Origin of the sequence: Citrobacter sp. CK180, from assembly GCF_030333655.1 — a bacterium.
Lineage (GTDB): Bacteria > Pseudomonadota > Gammaproteobacteria > Enterobacterales > Enterobacteriaceae > Citrobacter_B > Citrobacter_B koseri.
The window spans coordinates 26,150-47,123 of the sequence record NZ_JAOWFM010000057.1 but is presented as its reverse complement, the minus strand read 5'-3'; the positions used below and the strand labels follow the sequence as shown (position 1 = coordinate 47,123).

Sequence of the window (20,974 nt, the reverse complement as noted above, 5' to 3'; positions counted from 1 at the left end):
TAAATAATGAAACAAGTGCGAATTGGATTGATTGGGACGGGATACATCGGCAAGGCGCACGCCATTGCCTATGCCCAGGCGCCGACGGTGTTCAACCTGCAAGGCCAGCTGGTGCGCGAAATGGTGGCGGAGGTGACGCCGGAGCTGGCGGCGGAACGGGCGCAGGCATTCGGGTTTCGCCGTTCGACCGGCGACTGGCGCGAACTGGTGGCAGACCCGAATATCGATGTGGTGGATATCTGTTCGCCCAACCATCTGCATAAAGAGATGGCGCTGGCGGCCATTCGCCACGGTAAGCACGTCTATTCGGAAAAGCCGCTGGCGCTGAACGCTCACGATGCCCGCGAAATGGTTGAGGCCGCAAAACAGGCCGGGGTGAAAACGCTGGTGGGTTTTAACTATATGAAGAACCCGACGGCGGCGCTGGCGAAAGAGATCATCGCGCGAGGGGAGATAGGCGATGTGATCCACTTCTACGGCACCCACAACGAGGACTATATGGCCGACCCGCTTTCCCCTATTCACTGGCACTGCTTTAAGGAGACGGCGGGGTTAGGGGCGCTGGGCGATCTGGCGGCGCATATCGTCAATATGGCGCACTACCTGGTCGGCGATATTCGCGAAGTCTGCGGCGACCTGAAAATTGTGGTGCCGGAGCGCCCGGCCAGCGCGGGATCGGCGCAGAAGGTGGCTGTGGAAAATGAAGATCAGGCGCACGCGATGGTGCGATTCGCCAGCGGCGCGCAGGGGGTGATCGAAACCTCCCGCGTGGCCTGCGGGCGCAAAATGGGGCTGTCATACGTGATTACCGGCACCAAAGGCGCCATCAGTTTTACCCAGGAGCGAATGGCCGAGCTGAAGCTCTATCTGCATGACGATCCGGTTAACCGCCAGGGATTTCGCACCCTGCTGGTGGGGCCCGCGCACCCGGACTATGCCGCGTTTTGCATGGGGGCGGGGCACGGCATCGGCTTTAACGATCAGAAAACGGTGGAAATCCGCGACCTGGTGAACGGCGTTGCCGCCGATGCGCCGATGTGGCCGGATTTTGAAGAGGGCTGGAAAGTGTCGCGCGTGCTGGACGCCATCGCGCTCTCGCATCAGGAAGGCCGCTGGCTGAATGTGAACGATATTGTCTGACGAGGTATCAACGTGGAAAAGCAGTTTGATGTGATATGCATGGGCCGCGTGGCGGTTGACCTCTACAGCCAGCAGATTGGCGCACGGCTGGAGGATGTCTCAAGTTTTGCCAAATACCTCGGCGGTTCCTCAGGGAATGTCGCCTACGGCGCCGCGCGTCAGGGGCTGCGTTCGTCGATGCTGGCAAGAGTGGGCGACGAACATATGGGGCGCTTTTTGCGCGAAGAGCTTAACCATGTTGGCTGCGATACCAGCCATCTGATAACGGATAAAGAACGCCTGACGGCGCTGGTGCTACTCGGCATTAAAGACCGGGACACCTTTCCACTGATTTTTTATCGCGATAACTGCGCGGATATGGCGATTACCGCCAGCGATGTTGACGAGCAGTACATCGCTTCATCCCGCTGCCTCGCCATCACCGGGACCCATCTTTCTCATCCGCAAACCCGCGACGCGGTGCTGACCGCGCTGACCTGTGCCCGCCGTCACGGCGTGCGCACGGTACTGGATATCGACTATCGTCCGGTGCTGTGGGGGCTGACCTCGCTGGGCGACGGCGAAACGCGCTTTATTGCCGCAGAGCAGGTCACTCGCCAGTTGCAGGCGGTGTTGCACCTGTTTGATGTGATCGTCGGCACCGAGGAGGAGTTTCATATTGCGGGCGGCGCTACCGATACCGTGCAGGCGCTGGCGCAGGTGCGTGAGGTAAGCGCGGCGACGCTGGTTTGTAAACGTGGCGCGCTGGGCTGCTCGGTGTATACCGACGCGATTCCGCCGTCGCTGGATGACGGGCTGACGGTGACCGGCGTACGCGTCGAGGTGCTCAATGTGCTCGGCGCAGGCGATGCGTTTATGTCGGGGCTGCTGCGCGGTTATCTCAATGATGAAGGCTGGGAGCAGGCCTGCCGCTACGCCAACGCCTGCGGCGCGCTGGTGGTTTCGCGCCACGGTTGCGCGCCTGCGATGCCGAGTAAGGTGGAGCTGGATGACTACCTCTCCCGCGAGCATCAGGTGCCGCGCCCGGATCTTGATCCACGGCTTAATCATCTGCATCGCGTCACGACGCGTCGGCGGAACTGGCCGGAACTGTGTGTGATGGCGTTTGATCACCGCAGTCAACTTGAAGAGATGGCGCTACAGTGCGGCGCCTCCCTGAAGCGCATTCCGGCGCTGAAAACGCTGATCTTACAGGCCAGCCGCGATGCGGCGAACAGCGCGGGGCTGGAAGGAAAAGCCGGTCTGCTGTGCGACGGAACGTTTGGCCTGGACGCGCTGAATGCGATAACCGGCGAAGGGTGGTGGATTGGCCGCCCGATTGAGCTTCCCGGTTCACGGCCGCTGGAGATGGAGCACGGCAACATTGGCACTCAGCTTATCAGTTGGCCGCAGGAACATGTGGTGAAGTGCCTGGTCTTTTTCCACCCGGAAGATGTCCACGGCCTGCGCCTGGAGCAGGAGCAGAAAATCGCCGAGGTGTATCACGCCTGCTGTCAGTCGGGGCATGAGCTGCTGCTGGAAGTGATTTTACCTGTGGGTATGCCGCGCAGCGATGAGCTTTACCTGCGGGCTATCTCCCGCTTCTACAACCTGGGCATTTACCCCGACTGGTGGAAACTGCCGCCGCTCTCCTCTGATGGCTGGACGGCGCTGAGTGACATTATCGAACGCCGCGACCCGCACTGCCGTGGCGTGGTGATTCTTGGGCTGGATGCGCCAGCCGAACAGTTACGCGCAGGGTTCAGAGCCGCTGCCGGACATGAGCTGGTGAAGGGGTTTGCGGTGGGGCGCACGCTGTTTGGCGAGGCTTCCCGCGCATGGCTGAAACATGACATTGACGATGCGCAACTGGTGACGCGCATTCGGGATAACTATCTGCAACTGATCGCCTGGTGGCGCGAGCGCGGGCAGGCATAACTTTAGGAGAACATTATGGCTGTGCAATTAGGCATTAATCCCCTGACATGGACCAATGATGATTTGCCCTCTCTTGGCGCGGAAACGCCGCTGGATACCTGTCTGAGCGAAGGTAAAGAGGCTGGTTTTGCGGGCTTTGAACTCGGTAATAAATTCCCTCGCGAGGCGCGTCTGCTGGGGCCAATCCTGCAACGCCACGATCTGAAGCTGGTGTCGGGGTGGTATTCCGGTCGCCTGCTGGAGAGGAGTGTAGAAGAAGAGATTGCGGCGGCGCAGGCGCATTTGACGTTATTGCGCGAGCTGGGGGCGAAAGTGATGGTTTTCGCTGAGGTGAGCCATTGCATTCACGGCGAACAGCAGACGCCGGTTCACCTGCGTCCGCGATTCCCGCAGGCGCGCTGGGCGGAGTATGGCGAGAAGCTCACCGCGTTCGCCCGCTATACACAGCAGCAGGGGGTGCAGATTGCTTATCATCACCATATGGGGACGGTGATTGAGTCCGCTGAGGATGTGGACAATCTGATGACCCATACCGGTGATGAGGTCGGATTGCTGCTCGACACCGGACATTTGACCTTCGCAGGTGCCGATCCGCTGGCGGTGGCGCAACGCTGGGCAAGCCGTATTAATCATGTGCACTGTAAAGACGTGCGCGCCGACGTGCTGGCGGATGTGAAAAACCGTAAAACCAGCTTTCTGGATGCGGTGCTCAGCGGCGTCTTTACCGTACCGGGCGACGGCTGCGTGGATTACCCGCCGATTATGCGACTGCTGAAAGAGCACGATTATCAGGGCTGGCTGGTGGTAGAGGCGGAGCAGGATCCGGCGATTGCCCATCCGCTGACTTACGCGCGGCTGGGATATAACAACCTGAGCCGCCTGGCGCGGGATGCCGGTCTTATCTGAGGAGGCGCTATGTCACGTTTACTGTCACGCTGGCAACAGCCTGACGCGCAGGGACGTACCCAGTCCGTCACCCCGGAGCGGGCAGGCTGGGGCTACGTCGGTTTTGACGCGTTTGAGCTTGAAGAAGGGCAGCAGTTGCATCTTCCCGCCGTTGCTGAAGAGCGCTGTCTGGTGCTGGTGGCGGGGAGGGCATCTGTCACCACGCCAACCGCGCAGTTTTCAGAGATTGGCGAGCGGATGAGCCCGTTCGAGCGTATTAAGCCGTGGGCAGTATACGTTACGCCCGGAGAAACGGTACAGGTACAGGCGTTAACTAAGCTGGAGCTGGCGGTATGCGCCGCGCCGGGCAAGGGAACGTATCCCACCCGCCTGATTGCGCCGCAGGATATCGACGGCGAGGCAAGGGGCAAGGGGCATAACCAGCGCTATGTACACAACATTCTGCCGGAAGATAAACCTGCCGATAGTCTGCTGGTGGTGGAAGTGTGGACTCACGAAGGCTGTACCAGTTCGTACCCGAGCCACAAGCACGACACTGACAATCCGCCTTACGAGACCCTTCTTGAGGAGACGTATTACCATCGCCTCAACCCGGAACAGGGATTTTGTATGCAGCGGGTATACACCGACGATCGCTCGCTTGATGAGTGTATGGCGGTCTACAATCGTGACGTCGTGATGGTGCCGAAAGGCTATCACCCGGTGGCGACAATGGCCGGGTATGACAGTTATTACCTGAATGTGATGGCAGGCCCGGTGCGCAAATGGATTTTCACCTGGGAAGACGATCACGCGTGGATTAACCGCGATTACCCTGCGCGTTGAGAACGCGGTAAATAAAAAAGCCCCTGGCGTATGCTGAGGGCTTTTTGCTTTTCGCTGCTATCGTGAGGCGCCAAAAACCTGTACGGCCTGTTGCAGCCGTGACGCGCGTCCCGTTAAATCCCCCGCGGCATCCGTCACCTGTTCCACCATTTCCGCATTGTTGTCCGTCATGGAACCAATTCGTGAAATTGAATTGTTGATCTGTTCGAGCGCTAAAGTTTGTTCCCGCGTCGCCAGGCTTATCTCTTTGATCATGGTAGACATCTGCAACACGTCATCGATCATTCCGGTAAGGTGTGTTTCCGTCTGCTCGACCATTTGCACTCCCGTATTGACGTTGGTGACGTTTTTCTCGATAAGCTGTTTGATCTCTTTTGCCGCAGACGCAGAATGCTGGGCGAGGTTACGCACCTCTGCGGCAACGACCGCAAATCCGCGCCCGGATTCACCGGCGCGGGCCGCTTCGACCGCTGCATTCAGCGCCAGGATGTTGGTCTGAAAAGCAATACTGTCAATGACGCCGATAATGTCCACGATTTGACTGTTATCGCGTGAGATAGCCTGCATCATGGTGATGGTTTGCTTCATGATATGGCCGCCTTCAGTCGCATTGGCGCTGGTACTGTCGGCCATCGTCATTGTCTGGGCCGCGGTATCCGCGGTTTGTTGCACAGCGCTGCCGATCTCTTCAATGGCTGCGGCGGTTTGTTGCAGGTCGGCAGATGTCTCTTCTGAGCGGCTCTGCAATGCCGTGCCTTCCTGAGACACGCGCTGGCTGATAGCCTGAATACCGGATATTTGCGTGCTGACATCATCAACCAGGGAGCGTAGATTAAGCCCCGATTGATTCACCAGTCGCATGAGCATCCCTATTTCGTCTACGCGCTGCAAATGGCAATTATCAGGTTTACGGCCCGAAACCACTTTTTGCATCTGCACCAGCAGCGTATTAACCGGCTGACAAATTTGAACCTTAAGGTAAATAGCCAGGAGCAAAAATAATACGACGATGCTGCCCCCCTGAATAGCAGGAGGAACAGGTAAGAAAATAAATAACAGGGCTGCCAGACTGGTGATGGCTAAAGCATAATTGACGCGTTGGCTAACCGACAGCCATTTAAACATCGAAAGCCAGGACAGCGCTCCGCGACGGATAATTATGCCTTTAAAAAGTCGAAACCCTTTAATTCCATTATTGTTTATTTTCTGATAAAGCTGTTCGCTGTGCGAAACTTCATCCCGGGAAGGCACGGTGCGTACTGAAATATACCCCGTTAATTTTTCATTTTGCCAGACAGGGGTAACATTTGCGCGTACCCAGTAATGATCGCCGTTTTGTCGCCGGTTTTTGACCAGCCCGGTCCAGCTATCGCCTTGCAGTATCGTGTGCCACATGTCAGCGAAAGCGGCAGAGGGCATGTCCGGGTGGCGAATAATATTATGTGGTTTACCCATTAACTGCGTTTCATTAAATCCGCTGGCGTCGATAAATGCAGAGTTAGCATAGGTAATATGACTGTCTTTATCTGTGGTTGATAATAACGTTGTTTTATTGTTAAGCAAATATTCTTTTTGCGTGACAGCTGTGTTGTTTTTCATGAAAACTCCATGACGCTATTTATATAAAATGCAAATTTCACCTATTGTGCATCAGGTAAATAATAGTAAATGGCGGTTTTATCTGAGGTGTTACATTCTCTACTAATCATCATTTATATGAAAGCACTTCAAATGAATTTTTATTTTTAATAAACCTGGCGTGTCATAAATATGAAACACATAAATGCAGGTTGATAATCTGGAATTGATATATATCGACTTAAACTAAATCTAAAAGATAAAAAAGAGCTGATTTATTAGGGCTGATAAATGCCCGCTTTCCTTGATGGGTTTTAGCCCCCTCCGCGAAGCCCGTTGCCGTGTTGCGGTCAGTATTCTTATTCATGATGCGATCCCTTTGTGATGAGCTAACCCGATGTCATTTATAGACATCTGGATGGCTAATAATATTTTGCTTTATCTTATGCTTTTTATGTCGTTGTCAGTCAGGGAGAGCTGTGAAAAATTTCGTAAATCAAATGATTATCAGAAAGGATTTACAGCGGATGCTCTCCAGTCGCCTCGACATGCGTGGTATCAGCCTGGCCTTTTCCGGCTTTCAGGCGCTCTCCCGCGTTGATTTCACCCTGACGGGCGGTTCCGTGCACGCGCTGACGGGGGCGAACGGTGCGGGGAAATCCACGCTGATGGCGGTGCTCTGCGGCACGCACGACCATTACGAAGGGGAAATTGCAATTAATAACCAGCCGGTGCCGATACGCGAACCGCTGGACGCCAAACGGCTGGGCATTCATCTGGTGCAGCAGGAGGTGGATGTTGCGCTGATCCCGGGGTTGAGTATTGCGGAAAATATTATGCTCGATCAGCTGGCGCAGCCGGGACACCGCTACCGCTGGCGCGCTATTCGCCAGCAGGCGCGTGACGCGCTGGCCCAGCTCGATGTTCATCTGGACGTGCGCCGGGTCATCGAGGGTTGCACGCTCGCCGAAAAGCAGCAGATCCTGCTGGCTCGCGCACTCTCGCACCACTGTCGTTTTCTGATCCTCGATGAACCCACCGCGCCGCTCGATCAGCATGAAAGCGAACGGCTGTTTGCAGTGGTGAAACGCCTGCAACAACAGGGGATCGGCGTGGTGTTTATCTCCCATCGCATTCATGAGCTAAAGGCCATTTGCGACACCTTAACCGTACTGCGCGATGGCAAGTTGATTGAGTCCGGGCCGATGGCGGAACTGAGCGCTGACGCCATCGTCGAGAAGATGCTGGGTCATGAGTTAAACGATATCTATCCGCCAAAACGCCCGCCGCATGCTGATGAAACGCTGCTGCGCGTGGAAGGGCTGCACGATGAACGGCTGCTGAAAAATATCAGTTTGCACCTGCGTAAAGGTGAAATTCTCGGTATCGCCGGGCTGGCGGGAGCCGGGAAAACCGAGCTGTGTAAGGCGCTGTTCGGCGCGTCGAAAAGCCGCGTTGAACGCGGCGAACTCAATCATCAACCGTGGACGCCGCGCGACCCGGTTGATTCGGTGACGCGCGGGCTGGCGCTGGTGCCGGAGGAGCGGCGCAAAGAGGGCATTTTTATTGATGAGTCCGTCGCCATGAACCTGGCGGTTGCCGCCGATAACCGTTTCTCGCGCTGGAGCTTGTTTGGTCATCGTCAGGCATGGCGCTGGGCGGAAGCGGTGATTGCCCGCGTCGGCGTGCGCGCTCGCGGGCCGGGGCAAGTGTTGCGTCGGCTTTCCGGTGGCAACCAGCAGAAAGTGGCGATCGGCAAATGGCTGCGCGGCGACGCCCGCGTGCTGATTTTCGACGAGCCGACCAAAGGCGTGGACGTGAAAGCCAAAACCGATCTGTTTGCGCTGATCGACGGCCTGGCGCGGGAAGGCAAAGGGGTGATTTACGCCTCCGGTGAGTTCGCCGAACTGGTGGGGCTGTGCGACCGCATCTGCGTGTTGTGGGACGGGCGCATCGTGGCGGAAGTGGAGGGCGCGCAGGCCCGCGAAGAGACACTACTTTATTATTCAACCGGAGGAACGGCGTTGTGAGTAAGGCCCTTTCAGTCAATGCAGCGGCGTCTGGCCGCCAGCAGATTTTCGATTTTCTCTATAAGTGGGGCATGCTGCTGACGGTTGTCGCGCTGATCGCCATTTTTGGCGTCGCGTCGGATAACTTCCTCGATCCCTTCAATATCATCAACATCCTGCGCTCTATTGCGATCGTCACGGTGATTGCGATTGGCGTTTCCATCTCGCTTACCGTCGGCGGCTTTGATCTTTCCGTTGGCTCAACCGCGTCGCTGGCGAACGCACTGGTGATTTCGCTGTTCGTCTGGCACGGCTTTGGCACCACCGGGGCGATTGTCATTACCCTGGCGCTCTGTACGCTGGTGGGGCTGTTCAACGCTTTTCTGATTGTGGTGCTGCGTATTCCCGACATGCTCGCCACGCTTGCCAGCCTGTTTGTGATTCAGGGGGTGGCGATGACCTACAGCTACGGCGGTTCTATTACTGAAAACATGGTGCTGCCGAGCGGTGAAATGGCTGAGGGGCTTATTCCGGCGGCATTCGGCGCGCTGGGGCAGGTGCCGACTATTGTTGTCGTGATGCTGGTCGTGACGCTGGCGGCGCAGCTCGCGCTGTCGCTGACCACCCACGGGCGACGGATGTACGCCATTGGCGGCAACCCAGAAGCGGCGCGTCTCTCCGGTATTCGCACCACCCGCTATAAAGTGGCGGCCTACGTTATTGCCTCACTGCTGGCGGGGTTAGGGGGCATCCTGCTGGCTTCGCGTATTGGCTCTTCACAGGTTAACGCCGGGGGAGGCTATTTGATGGATGCCGTCGCGGCGGCGTGGATCGGCTTTTCGCTGGCCGGTTCCGGCAAACCGAACGCGCTTGGCACGCTGGTGGGGGCGGTGATCCTTGGCGTGCTCTCCAACGGGCTGGTGATGCTCTCGGTGCCCTATTACGCAATGGACATTATAAAAGGGCTGGTACTGGCGGCGGCGCTGGCGATCACCTACATACAAAAACGTTAACAACACAACGGGAAACGATAATGAAAAAAACTGCACTTTCTTTGTTGGCGCTGGGATTACTGAGTTCGCTGCCGGGCTATGCGGCAACGCCTGCGCCGGTGCCAGCGGCCATTGCCGGGCATAATGGCCCGGTTCGTATTGCGGTGATCCGCAACCTTGGCTCTGATGACAACACGACCCAGTTCGTTGCGGGCGCGATTCAGGAGGGGAAAAAGCTCGGCTTTAAGGTCAGCACCTTTTTAAGCAATGGTGACGACGCGAAATTCCAGGATTTCGTTAACCAGGCGATCAGCCAGAAGTATGACGGCATTATTCTCTCTCAGGGGCGCGATCCGTACTCCACCGCGCTGGTGAAGAAAGCAGTAGATGCCGGGATCAAAGTGGCGGTGTTTGATACCGCCGTCAACGGTGAGATCCCGGGCGTGACGGTAACTCAGCAGGATGACGCCTCGCTGACCCATCTCTCCTTCGGACAACTGGTAAAAGATTTCAACGGTAAAGCCAATATTATCAAGCTGTGGGTCGCCGGTTTCCCGCCGATGGAGCGCCGCCAGGCGGCTTATCAGCAAATGCTGAAGGACAATCCGGGGATTAAAGAGCTGGAGTCTATCGGCGCGGTCTCTTCCGACGTGCAGGGCGATACCGCCAACAAAGTGGGCGCGGTGCTGGCGAAATACCCGAAAGGGAAAATCGACGCTATCTGGGGAACCTGGGACGCCTTTAGCCAGGGGGCGTACAAAGCGCTGAAAGAGAACGGCCGCACTGAGATTAAGCTCTACAGCATCGACATCTCCAACCAGGATTTGCAACTGATGCGCGAGGCGGGCAGCCCGTGGAAGGTGAGCGTGGCCGTTGACCCGAAATTGATTGGCGCCACTAACGTGCGGCTGATTGCCAATAAGATTGCCGGTGAACCTACGCCTGCCACTTACGATTTTAAAGCCGCAGCCATTCCGCAGGCGCTGCTGGCAGCGCAGCCGGGGGCGGTTAACGTCGCCTCATTAGGCAAAATCATTCCGGGCTGGGGCCAGACGGAAGACTTTATCGCGCCGTGGTTTGCGACGCTTGAAGCGAAGAATAAATAATGCCCGGTGGCGCTGCGCTTACCGGGCCTACAATGTGCTCTAAGGCGGTTACGCCGTTTGGCAAAAGGAGATTAAGGTGACTGAATTACCGCGCCCCGACTATAGCCGCAATATGCGGCTGATTGGCCATAGCGACCAGGGCGGTCGCCCGGACGGCGTACAGCTGATGGTACATCGCGGTTTTGCCTATATTGGCCATATGGTGTCGCAGGGGTTTTCGATTGTTGACGTGCGTGACCCGAAAAATCCACGGGCGGCGGGCTATGTGCCTGCACCGCCAGGCACCTGGAACGTGCATTTGCAGGCGCATGACGATCTGCTGCTGGTGATTAACGCCCGCGATTTGTTCGCCGATGCCCGCTTTGCCGATGAAAAGGTCTACTACACGCGGCAGGTCGGTGAGACGGTCAGCGACGTGCAGGATCGGGGCTGGAGCGCAGGGCTGCGCGTGTTTGATATTTCCACGCCGGATAAACCGCGTGAAATCGGTTTTCTCTCCCTGAATGGGATCGGCATTCACCGCATCTGGTACGTCGGCGGACGCTGGGCCTACGTCTCGGCGCTGATCGACGGTTTCACCGACTACATCTTCCTGACCATCGATCTGGCCGATCCGCGTAAGCCAGAGGTGGCCGGGCGCTGGTGGTTGCCAGGGATGAATCAGGCGGCGGGAGAGACGCCAGACTGGCCGGAGGGCAAACGCTATGCGCTGCATCACGCGATTATCGCTGGCGATATCGCCTACGGTAGCTGGCGTGACGGTGGTCTGACGCTGCTGGACGTGCAAGATCGCACGCAGCCGAAACTGATTAGCCATCGCAACTGGAGCCCGCCGTTTGGCGGCGGCACACACACTGCGCTGCCGCTGCCGGACCGCGATCTGCTGGTGGTGCTGGACGAAGCGGTGCTCGACAATCAGGAAGACGGCGAAAAGCTGATCTGGCTGTTTGATATCCGCGAGCCGTCGAATCCGGTGAGCATCGCCACCTTCCCGCAGCCGGATGAAGCTGATTACGTGGCGAAAGGGGCGCACTTCGGGCCGCATAACCTGCACGAAAACCGCCCTGGCAGCTTTATTAGCTCGACGCTGATTTTCGCCACTTACCAGAATGCAGGGGTGCGCGCTTATGATATTACTAATCCTTATCGTCCGGTAGAGACCGGCGCGCTGGTGCCTGCGGCGCCTGAGAAGATGATGGATACGCGGCCAAATCGCCCGCAGGTGATCCAGTCCTGCGACGTGTTTGTCGATGCGCGGGGGATTATCTACAGCACGGATTACAACGGCGGGTTATCAGTGATTGAGTATCTGGGGTAAGTATTTGCCGGGTGGCGGCTTCGCCTTACCCGGCCTGCATTCGGATCGTAGGCCCGGTAAGCGCAGCGCCACCGGGCAAACAGCCCGCACTTAGCTGTACTGCCGCACCCGCGCGATCAGCGCTTCCACGCTCTCAATCCGGTCGGCAATCACAATCAGCGCTTTTCCGAGGGTAATGGCATGGCGCAGGCATTCATGGCGCATTTCCGCATCCTGAATGGTATCGATATCCGCTACGTGCGACAGCCCGACGCTGCGGCGAATCAGCTCGGTGCCGCAAAAGCCGATGGCGTCCGCCCAGACTTTTTTCAGAAATTCCGACGCGTAGCCCGGCGCGCGTAGCGCCGCGTCGCGGGTTTTCTCCGTCGCCAGCACCTGAAAACGTTCAGCAAAGGTGTTCCACAGCGCCTGAATATCCGTCAGCCGCTGCTCACGCGCGGCGGCGGCGTCGCGAATGCCCAGATGGCCCGGCAGGCCGCAGAAGTTCAGCAGCAGGTTGCCGATGGCGGTGCCTACATCAAAGCCTATCGGCCCAAAGTAGCCGAACTCGGCGTCGATGGCTTTCAGGCGACCGTCGGCGACAAAGATCGAGCCGCTGTGGATATCGCCGTGCAGCAGCGCTTCGGCATGGGAGAAGAAACGATGTTTGAGCGCCGCCACCGCCAGCTTAAGCTGAGCATCACTGCGCAACGCGGCGACGTCGCCTTCGATCTCCGCAGGATAGCTGTTGCGCTCGTGGATCTGGTAGGGATCGTTGAAGAACAGATCTTCGGTGATCTCACACATCTCCGGGTTAATAAATGTCGCCACCTGCGCTTTTTTGTCATGCGGGTGGAGATAAAAATCGCTGGTATGAAACAGCGTTTGCGCCAGGTATTCGCCGAGCTGGCGTGCCGCCTGCGGATACCAGGCGCCTTTAATCAGTTCGCCGCGCCAGATGTTATGGTCGGAGAGATCTTCCATCACCATCACCGCCAGTTCAGGGTCGAAATGGTGGATTTTCACCGTATGCTGCGGGCAGTGCTGGTAATGCGCCACCAGCGTTTGCGCTTCAAGACGAGCGCGATCCAGCGTCAGCGGCCAGGATTCGCCGACGCAGCGCACGTAAGGCAGCGCCTGTTTGACGACGATGCGGCTTACGCCTGTGGTATCGAAAATCTTAAACACCAGATTAAGGTTGCCGTCGCCCACCTCCTGCGCCTCTACCAGTGTGGATGGATCATCGATGCCGCCAAACGTTCGGGCGTATTCCACGGCATCCTGGGCGGTAAAGGTACGGTATTGCGACATTGCCTGTTCCTCACTCATTTCACTAATAAAGACATGTAGACGTCTATACATCTGTAATTCATCCTGACACAATGTGATACAACAACGCAACAGAGAATTAACGACATGCAGACATTACAGACGACCAGCCTGCGAGTGGCGGATAATCAATTATTTATTCTCGATCAGCAGGCGCTTCCGCAGGAGAAACGCTGGCTGGATGCCTCAACGGTAGAAGCGCTGGTGGGGCATATTCACGCGCTGCGCGTGCGCGGTGCGCCGCTGATTGGTCTTTCCGCCAGTCTGCTACTGGCGCTGCTGGCTGAGTCAGGCCATCGCCGGGATGGACTGGCGATAGCGCTGGAAACGCTGCGCGCTGCGCGCCCGACGGCGGTCAATCTGATGAACAATCTCGATCGCATGAAGCAGGCGCTGGGGCAAGAAGACTTTGTTCCGGCGCTGGCGGCGGAAGCGCTGCGTCTGATCGATGAAGACAAACAACTCTGTGACGATATCGCGCGTGCGGGAAGTGCACTGGTGAAGCCGGGCAGCCGTCTGCTGACCCACTGCAACACCGGCGGGCTGGCGACAGCGGGCACGGGGACGGCGCTGGGGGTGATTGCCCGCGCGTATGCACAGGGCAACGTGCAAAATGTCTGGGTGGATGAAACGCGCCCGTTATTGCAGGGCGGCAGACTCACCGCCTGGGAGCTGGGCGAACTGGGGGTTCCCTATCAACTGATTACCGACTCAATGGCTGCCAGCCTGATGGCGAAAGGGCTGGTGGACGCGGTGTGGGTAGGGGCCGACCGTATTGCCGCAAATGGCGATGTGGCGAATAAAATCGGCACCTATTCGCTGGCGGTGCTGGCGAAATTCCACGGTATTCCGTTTTACGTTGCCGCGCCGCAAACCACGCTGGACCCCCACTGCCCGAATGGCAACGCAATCCCGATTGAGCAGCGCGCAGCAGGAGAAGTCACCGGCGTGGCGGGCAGTTTTGGTGCGGTACAGTGGGCGCCGGAAAATGCGCAGGTCTATAACCCGGCGTTTGACGTGACGCCAGCAGCGCTGATTAGCGGCTGGGTGCTGGATAGCGGTGTGGTGACGCCAGAAGACGTGGTGAAGGGGAAATTTGCCTGAGTCCGGCTATCCTTGAAGGGCATTCCTTTAAAGAGGACTGAAACGTGACTCTTGATCCCAATACTGATTTAAAACTGGAACGCCTGGTGGATGCGCCACGCGACCTGCTGTGGCTCTGCTGGACTACACCGGAGCACATTAAAAAGTTTTTCATCCCTGTTCCGCATAAAGTGATCGAATGCGATCTCGACCTGCGCGTGGGCGGGCGGTTTAACACCGTTTTTGAGGTGGACGGCCAACGGATGGACAACAAGGGCGTCTTTCTGGAGATCGAACACGGCAAAAAGCTGGTTTTTACCGACGGCTATACGGAAGGCTGGAAACCTGCCGAAAACCCGTTTATGACGGCAATTCTATTGCTGGAAGATGCGGGAGAAGGGAAAACCCGCTACACCGCGATAGCCCGTCACCCAACAGCTGAAATCCGCGAGCAGCACGAGAAAATGGGCTTCCATGAAGGCTGGGGGATTGTGCTGGACCAGCTGGTTGAGTATGTGAAAGGGCTGAAACGGTGAATGTAGGACCTCTCTCCCGCTAGGGAGAGGGGGGAATGAATAAATTATGTCGAAGACAGATTTCTTTTCCTTATCGTTCTCATCTGACGAATGACTGGATTTCCTTTTTCATCAAAATACCTTTCTGGCCATATCACTTCTGGTGAAGTGTTTAGCGCTTGAGCGATGAGTAATTCCCCTTTTGGCCATGGGCGTGTGAGTGCGTTTGCCAATGTGGATGATGAAAGCCCCTCCTTGCGGGACAGTGCTGCGAGGCTGGTTCCGTGCTTCTTTAATGCGGCAATAATATCGGCAGTATGCCAATTTTGATGGTGCATTGTGTGTTCCTTACGTGTGTTCGTTACATGCTCAATTATCCTGTTTTGGGATAAAAAGGCAACAGGTGGATATTCGATTTCAGGATATTTGTATGGAATCGGAACAATGGCCTCGGTCTACTCAGATGAATACCAACGTGTTATTAACGCATTGAAGAAAGCCCGAAAAGAGCGCGGGATCACTCAGGCGCAACTCGCAGAAGCCTTAGGCAAACCGCAATCATTCATCGCTAAAGTTGAAAGCGGTGAGCGTCGGCTGGATGTTGTGGAGTTTGTGCATTTGGCGAGATTGGTTGGGGTAGAGCCAGTACGTATACTGGAGGTTATTTAAACCGCCTTTATGATATGGCATCACTTATATAGATACCAATGGTGAACTTGAGCTTGTAGTAAATTTATGGGTTAGTGTTATTGAATTTCCATTTGGTATAAGTGGTTTTGGTCAGTTTCCTGTTCAGGCAACAAGGTTTATGGCGCAAGAGCTCCAGTTGTTTCCTGTATCAAAGCACTCCCAGGTAAAATAGAGAGTGCTTACTTTTTTACTTCAGCCTGGGGTATCCGTTCGCAATCTCACTCCCGGTAAACTGCGCCACCCAGCCTTCCGGGTTATCGAAAATACGGATCGCGGTAAAGTTTGGCTCTGAGCCCATATCAAACCAGTGCGGCGTACCGGCGGGCACTGAAATCAGATCGTTTTTCTCACACAGCACCTGGTAAACCTGGTCGCCAATGTGCAGGCAAAACAGTCCTGCGCCTTCAACGAAGAAGCGCACTTCATCTTCGCCGTGGGTGTGTTCATTGAGAAACTTTGCACGCAGCGCCTCTTTTTGTGGATTGTCGGCGCGCAGGCTGATCACATCCCAGCTCTGATAGCCTTTCTCGGCAACCAGCTTATCAATCGCATGTTGATAGGCGGTGATCACCGTTTCTGGCGCGGGAGCCTGGCCTAAGTCGCGGTCTGCAACCCAGCGTTCGAAGCGGACGCCTTTCGCGTTGAGCTGTTGGGCGATCTCTGCGGCGTCGGTACTGTGCCACTGGGGCTGGCTGGCGTCTTTATCGGAATAAATAGTCAATGCGCTCATGAAAGGATCTGCTCCGGGTTAATGTCGTCGAATTGATGTACCTGGTGGTGGCGGCTGGCGCCATCACCCTCACCACGAATCAGTTGCAGGGTGCGAAGACCCGCCTCTTCAGCGGCGTCCAGCTCCTGGTATACATCGGAGAGGAACAGGATTTGCGACGGCGCGACGCCGATATATGACGCGATATTGCGGTATGACTGCGTTTCTCGCTTTGCGCCGATATGGGTATCAAAATAGCCGCTGAACAGATGAGTAATATCACCTTCGTCGCTGTAGCCAAATAACAGTTTCTGCGCCGCAACGGAGCCGGAGGAATAAACATAGAGATCAATGCCTTGTGCTTTCCATTTCTCCAGCGCTGGCAGAACGTCCGGGTAGAGGTGACCAGTAAAGTCGCCATTGACGTAACCGTCGTGCCAGATAATGCCTTGCAGGGCTTTTAGCGCCGTTGATTTGCGATCTTCATCCATAAAGGTGAAAAGCGTTTCGATAAGTTCTGCGGTACTGGCGTCCGGCCGGGCAATCTCGTTGCGCAGATTATCAAGAATTGATTTTACCGGTTCGGCATACTGCCGGGCGGTGACAAACGCCGCCAGCCGCTCGCGCGCATAGGGGAACAGAACATTGTGAACAAAACGGATATCGCTGGTGGTGCCTTCAATATCCGTCACAATCGCGCGAATCATAATCTCTCCAGTTGTCGCAAACGCATTTCGCATTCAAATAAAAATTCCAGCCCCTCCAGATGACGGCGGGCCTCCTCCACTGAGCGTCCCCAGCAGGTTAAGCCATGACCGCGCAGAAGAAAACCGTAATTCAGAGAATGCTCTTGCGCGTAATGCGCAATACGTGACGCCAGCGCGTCGATATCCTGGTCGTTGTCGAACACTGGCACGCAGACGGTATCAAGATGGGTGGTTTGCCCGCTAAGCGACTTTTGCATTTCAAAACCGCTGATATATAGCTCCGGCGTTTTAACGATGCGCGAGAGTACCGTGGCGTTGACGGTGTGGACGTGCAACACCGCGTTTGCCTGGGGAAAGAGGCGATAAATCAGGGTATGCAGCCCGGTCTCCGCCGATGGTTTGCGACCGGACGGTGCGTGACTGGTGGCGATTTCCACCTGCAAAAAATCGTCGGTAGTCAGGTTACCTTTATCTTTTCCCGACTCGCTGAGCCAGCAAAAAGCGTCGTCCTGGCGGACAGACATATTGCCGCCAGTGGCGGGAGCCCAGCCTTTTGCCCCTATCCAGCGGCAGGTCTCGACCAGTTGTGTGAGTTGCAGGTTATCTGTCATCTTCCTTTTAGCCTCTCTCGGGGTCAGGAATGGAGTTTTTAGACATCTAAGCGTCTTGATTGCCAAATGCTAACATCGTGTTACGGCAGCAGCAACACAACTCTTCCGGGCAGGAGCAACAACATTGTCCTGGTGGCAGTGTGACTTGGTGGGGGAGGTGGTTGAGTTTGTCAGGGGCGGGAGTTTTGCGTATTGATTGATGCTTTCAATGGAAGCTGTAGGTTTGTCGCCCATAGCAGACTTGATAGCCCTTCGTTCAGGCCGCTTTGTGCCAGGAGGGGGCATCCCTAAACTACTACAGGTATTAATCGGCAAGGTGCCGGTGGGCTGCTTAAATGTTCAGGGAAAGCAATGCAGGAAGTGCGCGGGTTTTTATCATGTTATTTAACAGACTCAGATAATGCATTACCACTGAAAAGCATCTTAAGTCCAAGCCCAATCATAACTACCCCAGTGAAACGCTCCTGCCACTTTATAAATCCAGGGTGCCTACTAAGCCATTCGCCAAAGGAGCCTGATGCTATGGCTACGGAGCCAAGCGAGATGATTCCCGTCAGTTTCTGAATGGTTCCCAGAATAAGGAGTTGCAGCCATATCGGACCAACTGCTGGGTTAACGAATTGTGGAAGAAAAGCGAACATAAAGAGCAACGACTTGGGGTTGGTCAGACTGTTGAGTGCACCTTGCTTAACGGCTTCACGCCCTGTTATCCAGGCAGTCTTTTTCACTTTTGTATCAGCGCCAGCGCTGACTAACATTTTGATCCCGAGCCAAATCAGGTATCCGGCCCCAGCCCACCGCAAGAGATCAAGCGCCATTGGCCACGCATGAACGACAGATACCAACCCAAGCACGAGAAAAGATACCTGGACAATGCCTGCAATAAAAACATTTCCCAGCACAGTAAGAAGTGCTATACGACGACCTTGCCCAATACCTCGGGCAATCGTCAGCATCATGTCCGATCCTGGTGAAATCTCTAACAAAAGTAGAGCAAAAAGGAACGTTATAAAGGTTTCAGCTGTTGGCATAGTGAGGGGGCAAAGAGTGAAATTTGTTGCAGGATAATCCTGTTCGGTAAATCACCCAACAACTTTTACTGGCGGCCTATGCTTTTCTTCGCACGCTTTTTTGTAACAGAGCGAATGTAGCGAAACTGCCAGATTTCACTCCCGCTGGATTTGATGAGTAGCTCAAGGCCATCATCATCATAGAGAACGTAGTCCGCTTCCCTGGGTTTGGCGGATTCGATTTCTTTAACGGATAGAGGTTTGTCTTGCCATTGCCGGGTTTCTATCGTTTTAGGCACCTCAAAAACAATAAAGCATTATGAGGTGCCTAAAAGGTTCGGATTTAATGAGTTGGCTTCAGACTTCGCGGGACAAATTGAGGGCACAAAAAAGCCCGCAGGGCTTGTGCCGTGTGGGCTCTTAAATGGCGCTGTGTTTGCGCCATTTTACCACATTAAGAATTTGTCACCGGTTTGTTCCCAAAGGGATCTCCGGGTCTGGTTGATGAGTAATCCTGTTACGCAGATCCCGACGGATAATTTCGATGGACCAGAACCAGATTAAATGTCCAAAAATCTCGGATACATTCTCATACCATGGAAGGTCAACCAAAGGTGGAGTCAGCCCCATGAGAGGGAAGGAAATCATATGTACGAAAAACTGTGCCAGCGCACCAGCCAGCAAACCCTGCCAGAGTTTAATTTTGGGGAAAACTTCAGCAACAACACAGTAACCCACTGCGAAGACAATCGAAAAGATGATGTGTGTTACACCAACCCAGTTAAACACATGCCCGGCAAAGGTGTAGACGGCAGCGTTAGGATCAGCAAGCCCCATCCAGTCACGAAGGAAAATATAAGGGGGATTCAGGAAATTGCGGGAACAGTCAATTTGCCCGGCAGCCCTGATTAATGATTCCGGCCCGCATGCAGCAGTGAACATATCAGTCGGACTGCGGGGTGGCAAAGGTACTTCAGCGCCCCATTTAACAAATGCTGATACGATACCAGCGATTAACCCAATAAATGCAGCCAGGCCATAACGCCTGCGGTTTGGTGGAGTTTGTTCAAATATATTCATATTTCATCCGTTGAATTTCATCGTGTTAACATAATCATTTAGTAGTATTCATGAAAACCACCAAATGTAAAGATGTGTATGTGATTGTATGTTCCGTATTTGCGTCAGTAACTGGAAATTCCCAATCGAGTTGCTTTATATGGCGTAACAGGAAGGCTGTGAAAGTGGTGAGAGCGGCAAGGTCGTATGCGATCTACAGCAATATTATCATCAGTAGAATTAATAGAGTAGCAACCACGCCGCATGGAAGAGCATGGTACGGACAGCTGGCGATCGTTCGATAGTCGAATATAGAAGGGTTGCCAGCCGCCGCGGATTGTATCTTCCCGGCATGACGGATCAATGTGTTTTAAGTATTAATGCCACGTCTTTTTGCTCAGGCTTGTTATAGCTGAAATCGCATGTGCTGAATCATCAAAAAGCCGGGTCAGTACAGGAACCCACTGCCTGTTTTTGTACTCAAGCACCAGATGTCCAGGCAGGTCTTTGCTGATGATGGCAAATGTCCTGAGTTCAAGCGTTGGAGCAGGGAGAGCGGTGCCAGGCGGGAAATATATTCTTACCCCGGCAATAATCATGTTGTCCATGCTCATCATTCGTTCACCAGCCACATATCGGCTTCTTCAAACATCTCTTCCAGCATACGGTTAAGTCGTTCTTTTTCGGTCTTTGTGCAATCGCTGTTTAATGCGTTAGCCTGCATTGGCTTAACTCTCACGTCGGCATCGGGGAAGATCCGGTGTACGCGCTTTGTCAGCTCGTTAAGAATGATGTTTCTTGCGTCCGGTAGCCCCTCGACATTACGCTTGTCATAAACCAGTTCAACGAACATAAAAGCCCCCCGGAAAAATACTGTGATTGTATACAGTATTTTTACTGTAAAAATAAACAGTGTCAAGGTGGGCGGAGCGCGAAAGGGGGATGTGTTTTTGTTACCCTTGGTTACAAATAGAAAAACCCCAAACCGTGAGATCTGGGGTTCTTTTAAAGTGCACGTGCATTTCACGTGCATATTTTTGTCTTTTCTCGGTCTGCATACTGTCTGGTCAGTGTCCGTAAGTGACTGTTTTTTATTGCCACTGTCCGGTTGCAGTCCTATCAAAAGTGGTGGAGCTGGCGGGAGTTGAACCCGCGTCCGAAATTCCTACATCCTCGGTACTACATGCTTAGTCAGTCTTTACATTCGCCTGGCACCTGCGGACGGACACGCCACTACCAAACTAGCCTGATTAGTTTTAACGCTTCAACCCCAGGCAGGGCATCCACGCGATCTCTTTTGGGTTTGACCTCTCTTTGATCCCCGTCTTAAGAGCGGAAGCTAGGGAGAGAGGGCTCAGAGCAGGTTATTAAGCTGCTAAAGCGTAGTTTTCGTCGTTTGCGACTATTTTTTGCGGCTTTTTACGAGGCCAACCGCCCCTCGGCATGCACCTTGGGTTTCGCAAATCCCGTCGAATCCAGAATCAGCCCCAA

22 protein-coding genes, 1 other RNA gene and 1 pseudogene are annotated in these 20,974 nt (G+C 54.9%); 11 read left to right on the top strand and 13 right to left on the bottom strand.

All coding sequences use genetic code 11. From position 1 onward, the window contains the following. Positions 1-6: 6 nt before the first annotated feature. The 4 genes from OGV50_RS22510 to iolB are packed head-to-tail and all read left to right on the top strand — an operon-like array spanning position 7 to position 4,788. Positions 7-1,140: a Gfo/Idh/MocA family protein gene (locus tag OGV50_RS22510; protein ID WP_047461787.1), complete on the top strand. Its 1,134-nt coding sequence runs from the start codon at positions 7-9 to the stop codon at positions 1,138-1,140. Between the two features lie 12 nt (positions 1,141-1,152). Next, on the top strand, positions 1,153-3,057 hold the full coding sequence (locus tag OGV50_RS22505; RefSeq protein ID WP_200092786.1) for a bifunctional 5-dehydro-2-deoxygluconokinase/5-dehydro-2-deoxyphosphogluconate aldolase: 1,905 nt from the start codon (positions 1,153-1,155) through the stop codon (positions 3,055-3,057). A 15-nt stretch (positions 3,058-3,072) separates the two neighbouring features. After that, positions 3,073-3,963, top strand: a complete 891-nt coding sequence (iolE, locus tag OGV50_RS22500) for a myo-inosose-2 dehydratase (protein WP_112001714.1) — start codon at positions 3,073-3,075, stop codon at positions 3,961-3,963. A gap of 9 nt (positions 3,964-3,972) precedes the next feature. Next, positions 3,973-4,788, top strand: coding sequence for a 5-deoxy-glucuronate isomerase (gene iolB, locus OGV50_RS22495; RefSeq protein WP_047461795.1), 816 nt, complete (start codon positions 3,973-3,975; stop codon positions 4,786-4,788). 57 nt (positions 4,789-4,845) lie between these two features. Here iolB and OGV50_RS22490 read toward each other — a convergent pair whose 3' ends face one another. Both OGV50_RS22490 and OGV50_RS22485 read right to left on the bottom strand, forming a co-directional pair. Next, entirely contained in the window at positions 4,846-6,387 is a 1,542-nt protein-coding gene (locus OGV50_RS22490) for a methyl-accepting chemotaxis protein (RefSeq protein WP_071257965.1), read from the bottom strand. A gap of 220 nt (positions 6,388-6,607) precedes the next feature. Beyond that, on the bottom strand, positions 6,608-6,733 hold the full coding sequence (locus OGV50_RS22485; RefSeq protein ID WP_286488787.1) for a hypothetical protein: 126 nt from the start codon (positions 6,731-6,733) through the stop codon (positions 6,608-6,610). 160 nt (positions 6,734-6,893) lie between these two features. Here OGV50_RS22485 and OGV50_RS22480 point away from each other — a divergent pair, with 160 nt between their 5' ends. The 4 genes from OGV50_RS22480 (at position 6,894) to OGV50_RS22465 (ending at position 11,791) form a co-directional block, all read left to right on the top strand. Next, positions 6,894-8,396: a sugar ABC transporter ATP-binding protein gene (locus tag OGV50_RS22480; protein WP_200092833.1), complete on the top strand. Its 1,503-nt coding sequence runs from the start codon at positions 6,894-6,896 to the stop codon at positions 8,394-8,396. After that, entirely contained in the window at positions 8,393-9,388 is a 996-nt protein-coding gene (locus OGV50_RS22475) for an ABC transporter permease (protein ID WP_047461798.1), read from the top strand. The genes OGV50_RS22480 and OGV50_RS22475 overlap by 4 nt, the downstream gene beginning before the upstream one ends. 20 nt (positions 9,389-9,408) lie before the next feature. Further along, positions 9,409-10,473, top strand: a complete 1,065-nt coding sequence (locus tag OGV50_RS22470) for a sugar ABC transporter substrate-binding protein (RefSeq protein WP_060815943.1) — start codon at positions 9,409-9,411, stop codon at positions 10,471-10,473. Positions 10,474-10,549: 76 nt separating this feature from the next. Further along, positions 10,550-11,791, top strand: coding sequence for an LVIVD repeat-containing protein (locus OGV50_RS22465; RefSeq protein WP_200092788.1), 1,242 nt, complete (start codon positions 10,550-10,552; stop codon positions 11,789-11,791). Between the two features lie 90 nt (positions 11,792-11,881). Here the strand turns inward: OGV50_RS22465 and mtnK are convergent, their stop codons facing one another. After that, the gene (gene mtnK / locus OGV50_RS22460) at positions 11,882-13,081 is read right to left on the bottom strand and encodes an S-methyl-5-thioribose kinase (protein WP_200092790.1); all 1,200 of its coding nucleotides are present in this window, start codon (positions 13,079-13,081) and stop codon (positions 11,882-11,884) included. 105 nt (positions 13,082-13,186) lie between these two features. Here mtnK and mtnA point away from each other — a divergent pair, with 105 nt between their 5' ends. Together mtnA and OGV50_RS22450 are read left to right on the top strand one after the other, a co-directional pair. Then, positions 13,187-14,203 carry an S-methyl-5-thioribose-1-phosphate isomerase gene (gene mtnA / locus OGV50_RS22455; protein ID WP_200092792.1) on the top strand — a complete coding sequence of 339 codons (1,017 nt, stop codon included), beginning with the start codon at positions 13,187-13,189 and terminating at the stop codon, positions 14,201-14,203. A gap of 44 nt (positions 14,204-14,247) precedes the next feature. Beyond that, positions 14,248-14,718: an SRPBCC family protein gene (locus OGV50_RS22450; protein WP_200092793.1), complete on the top strand. Its 471-nt coding sequence runs from the start codon at positions 14,248-14,250 to the stop codon at positions 14,716-14,718. Between the two features lie 44 nt (positions 14,719-14,762). On the opposite strand, the gene OGV50_RS22445 is transcribed toward OGV50_RS22450, so the two are convergent. Beyond that, positions 14,763-15,035 carry a helix-turn-helix domain-containing protein gene (locus tag OGV50_RS22445; protein WP_200092794.1) on the bottom strand — a complete coding sequence of 91 codons (273 nt, stop codon included), beginning with the start codon at positions 15,033-15,035 and terminating at the stop codon, positions 14,763-14,765. 106 nt (positions 15,036-15,141) lie between these two features. On the opposite strand from OGV50_RS22445, the gene OGV50_RS22440 reads away from it, so the two are divergent. Then, the gene (locus OGV50_RS22440) at positions 15,142-15,366 is read left to right on the top strand and encodes a helix-turn-helix domain-containing protein (RefSeq protein ID WP_200076264.1); all 225 of its coding nucleotides are present in this window, start codon (positions 15,142-15,144) and stop codon (positions 15,364-15,366) included. A gap of 208 nt (positions 15,367-15,574) precedes the next feature. On the opposite strand, the gene OGV50_RS22435 is transcribed toward OGV50_RS22440, so the two are convergent. The 9 genes and pseudogenes from OGV50_RS22435 to ssrA all read right to left on the bottom strand — a co-directional run bounded on the left by OGV50_RS22435 (position 15,575) and on the right by ssrA (position 20,972). After that, positions 15,575-16,117, bottom strand: coding sequence for a 1,2-dihydroxy-3-keto-5-methylthiopentene dioxygenase (locus tag OGV50_RS22435; RefSeq protein WP_200076263.1), 543 nt, complete (start codon positions 16,115-16,117; stop codon positions 15,575-15,577). Then, the gene (gene mtnC, locus OGV50_RS22430; protein ID WP_012134736.1) at positions 16,114-16,803 is read right to left on the bottom strand and encodes an acireductone synthase; all 690 of its coding nucleotides are present in this window, start codon (positions 16,801-16,803) and stop codon (positions 16,114-16,116) included. The genes OGV50_RS22435 and mtnC overlap by 4 nt, the downstream gene beginning before the upstream one ends. Next, the gene (locus tag OGV50_RS22425; protein WP_049011878.1) at positions 16,800-17,414 is read right to left on the bottom strand and encodes a methylthioribulose 1-phosphate dehydratase; all 615 of its coding nucleotides are present in this window, start codon (positions 17,412-17,414) and stop codon (positions 16,800-16,802) included. The genes mtnC and OGV50_RS22425 overlap by 4 nt, the downstream gene beginning before the upstream one ends. Positions 17,415-17,794: 380 nt before the next feature. Then, complete coding sequence (locus OGV50_RS22420) at positions 17,795-18,445, bottom strand: LysE family translocator (RefSeq protein ID WP_200092795.1); 651 nt, start codon at positions 18,443-18,445, stop codon at positions 17,795-17,797. 74 nt (positions 18,446-18,519) lie between these two features. Beyond that, positions 18,520-18,711: pseudogene (locus tag OGV50_RS22415) on the bottom strand (integrase arm-type DNA-binding domain-containing protein); the annotation flags it as partial. 178 nt (positions 18,712-18,889) lie between these two features. Next, positions 18,890-19,504 (bottom strand): YagU family protein, encoded by a 615-nt coding sequence (locus tag OGV50_RS22410; RefSeq protein ID WP_200092799.1) that lies wholly within the window; start codon positions 19,502-19,504, stop codon positions 18,890-18,892. A 356-nt stretch (positions 19,505-19,860) separates the two neighbouring features. Then, positions 19,861-20,100, bottom strand: a complete 240-nt coding sequence (locus OGV50_RS22405; RefSeq protein WP_200092803.1) for a hypothetical protein — start codon at positions 20,098-20,100, stop codon at positions 19,861-19,863. After that, the gene (locus OGV50_RS22400; protein ID WP_130028064.1) at positions 20,097-20,336 is read right to left on the bottom strand and encodes a DinI family protein; all 240 of its coding nucleotides are present in this window, start codon (positions 20,334-20,336) and stop codon (positions 20,097-20,099) included. Before OGV50_RS22400 ends, OGV50_RS22405 begins: the two co-directional genes overlap by 4 nt. A 273-nt stretch (positions 20,337-20,609) precedes the next feature. Then, positions 20,610-20,972, bottom strand: a transfer-messenger RNA (tmRNA) gene (gene ssrA / locus OGV50_RS22395). Positions 20,973-20,974: the final 2 nt, after the last annotated feature.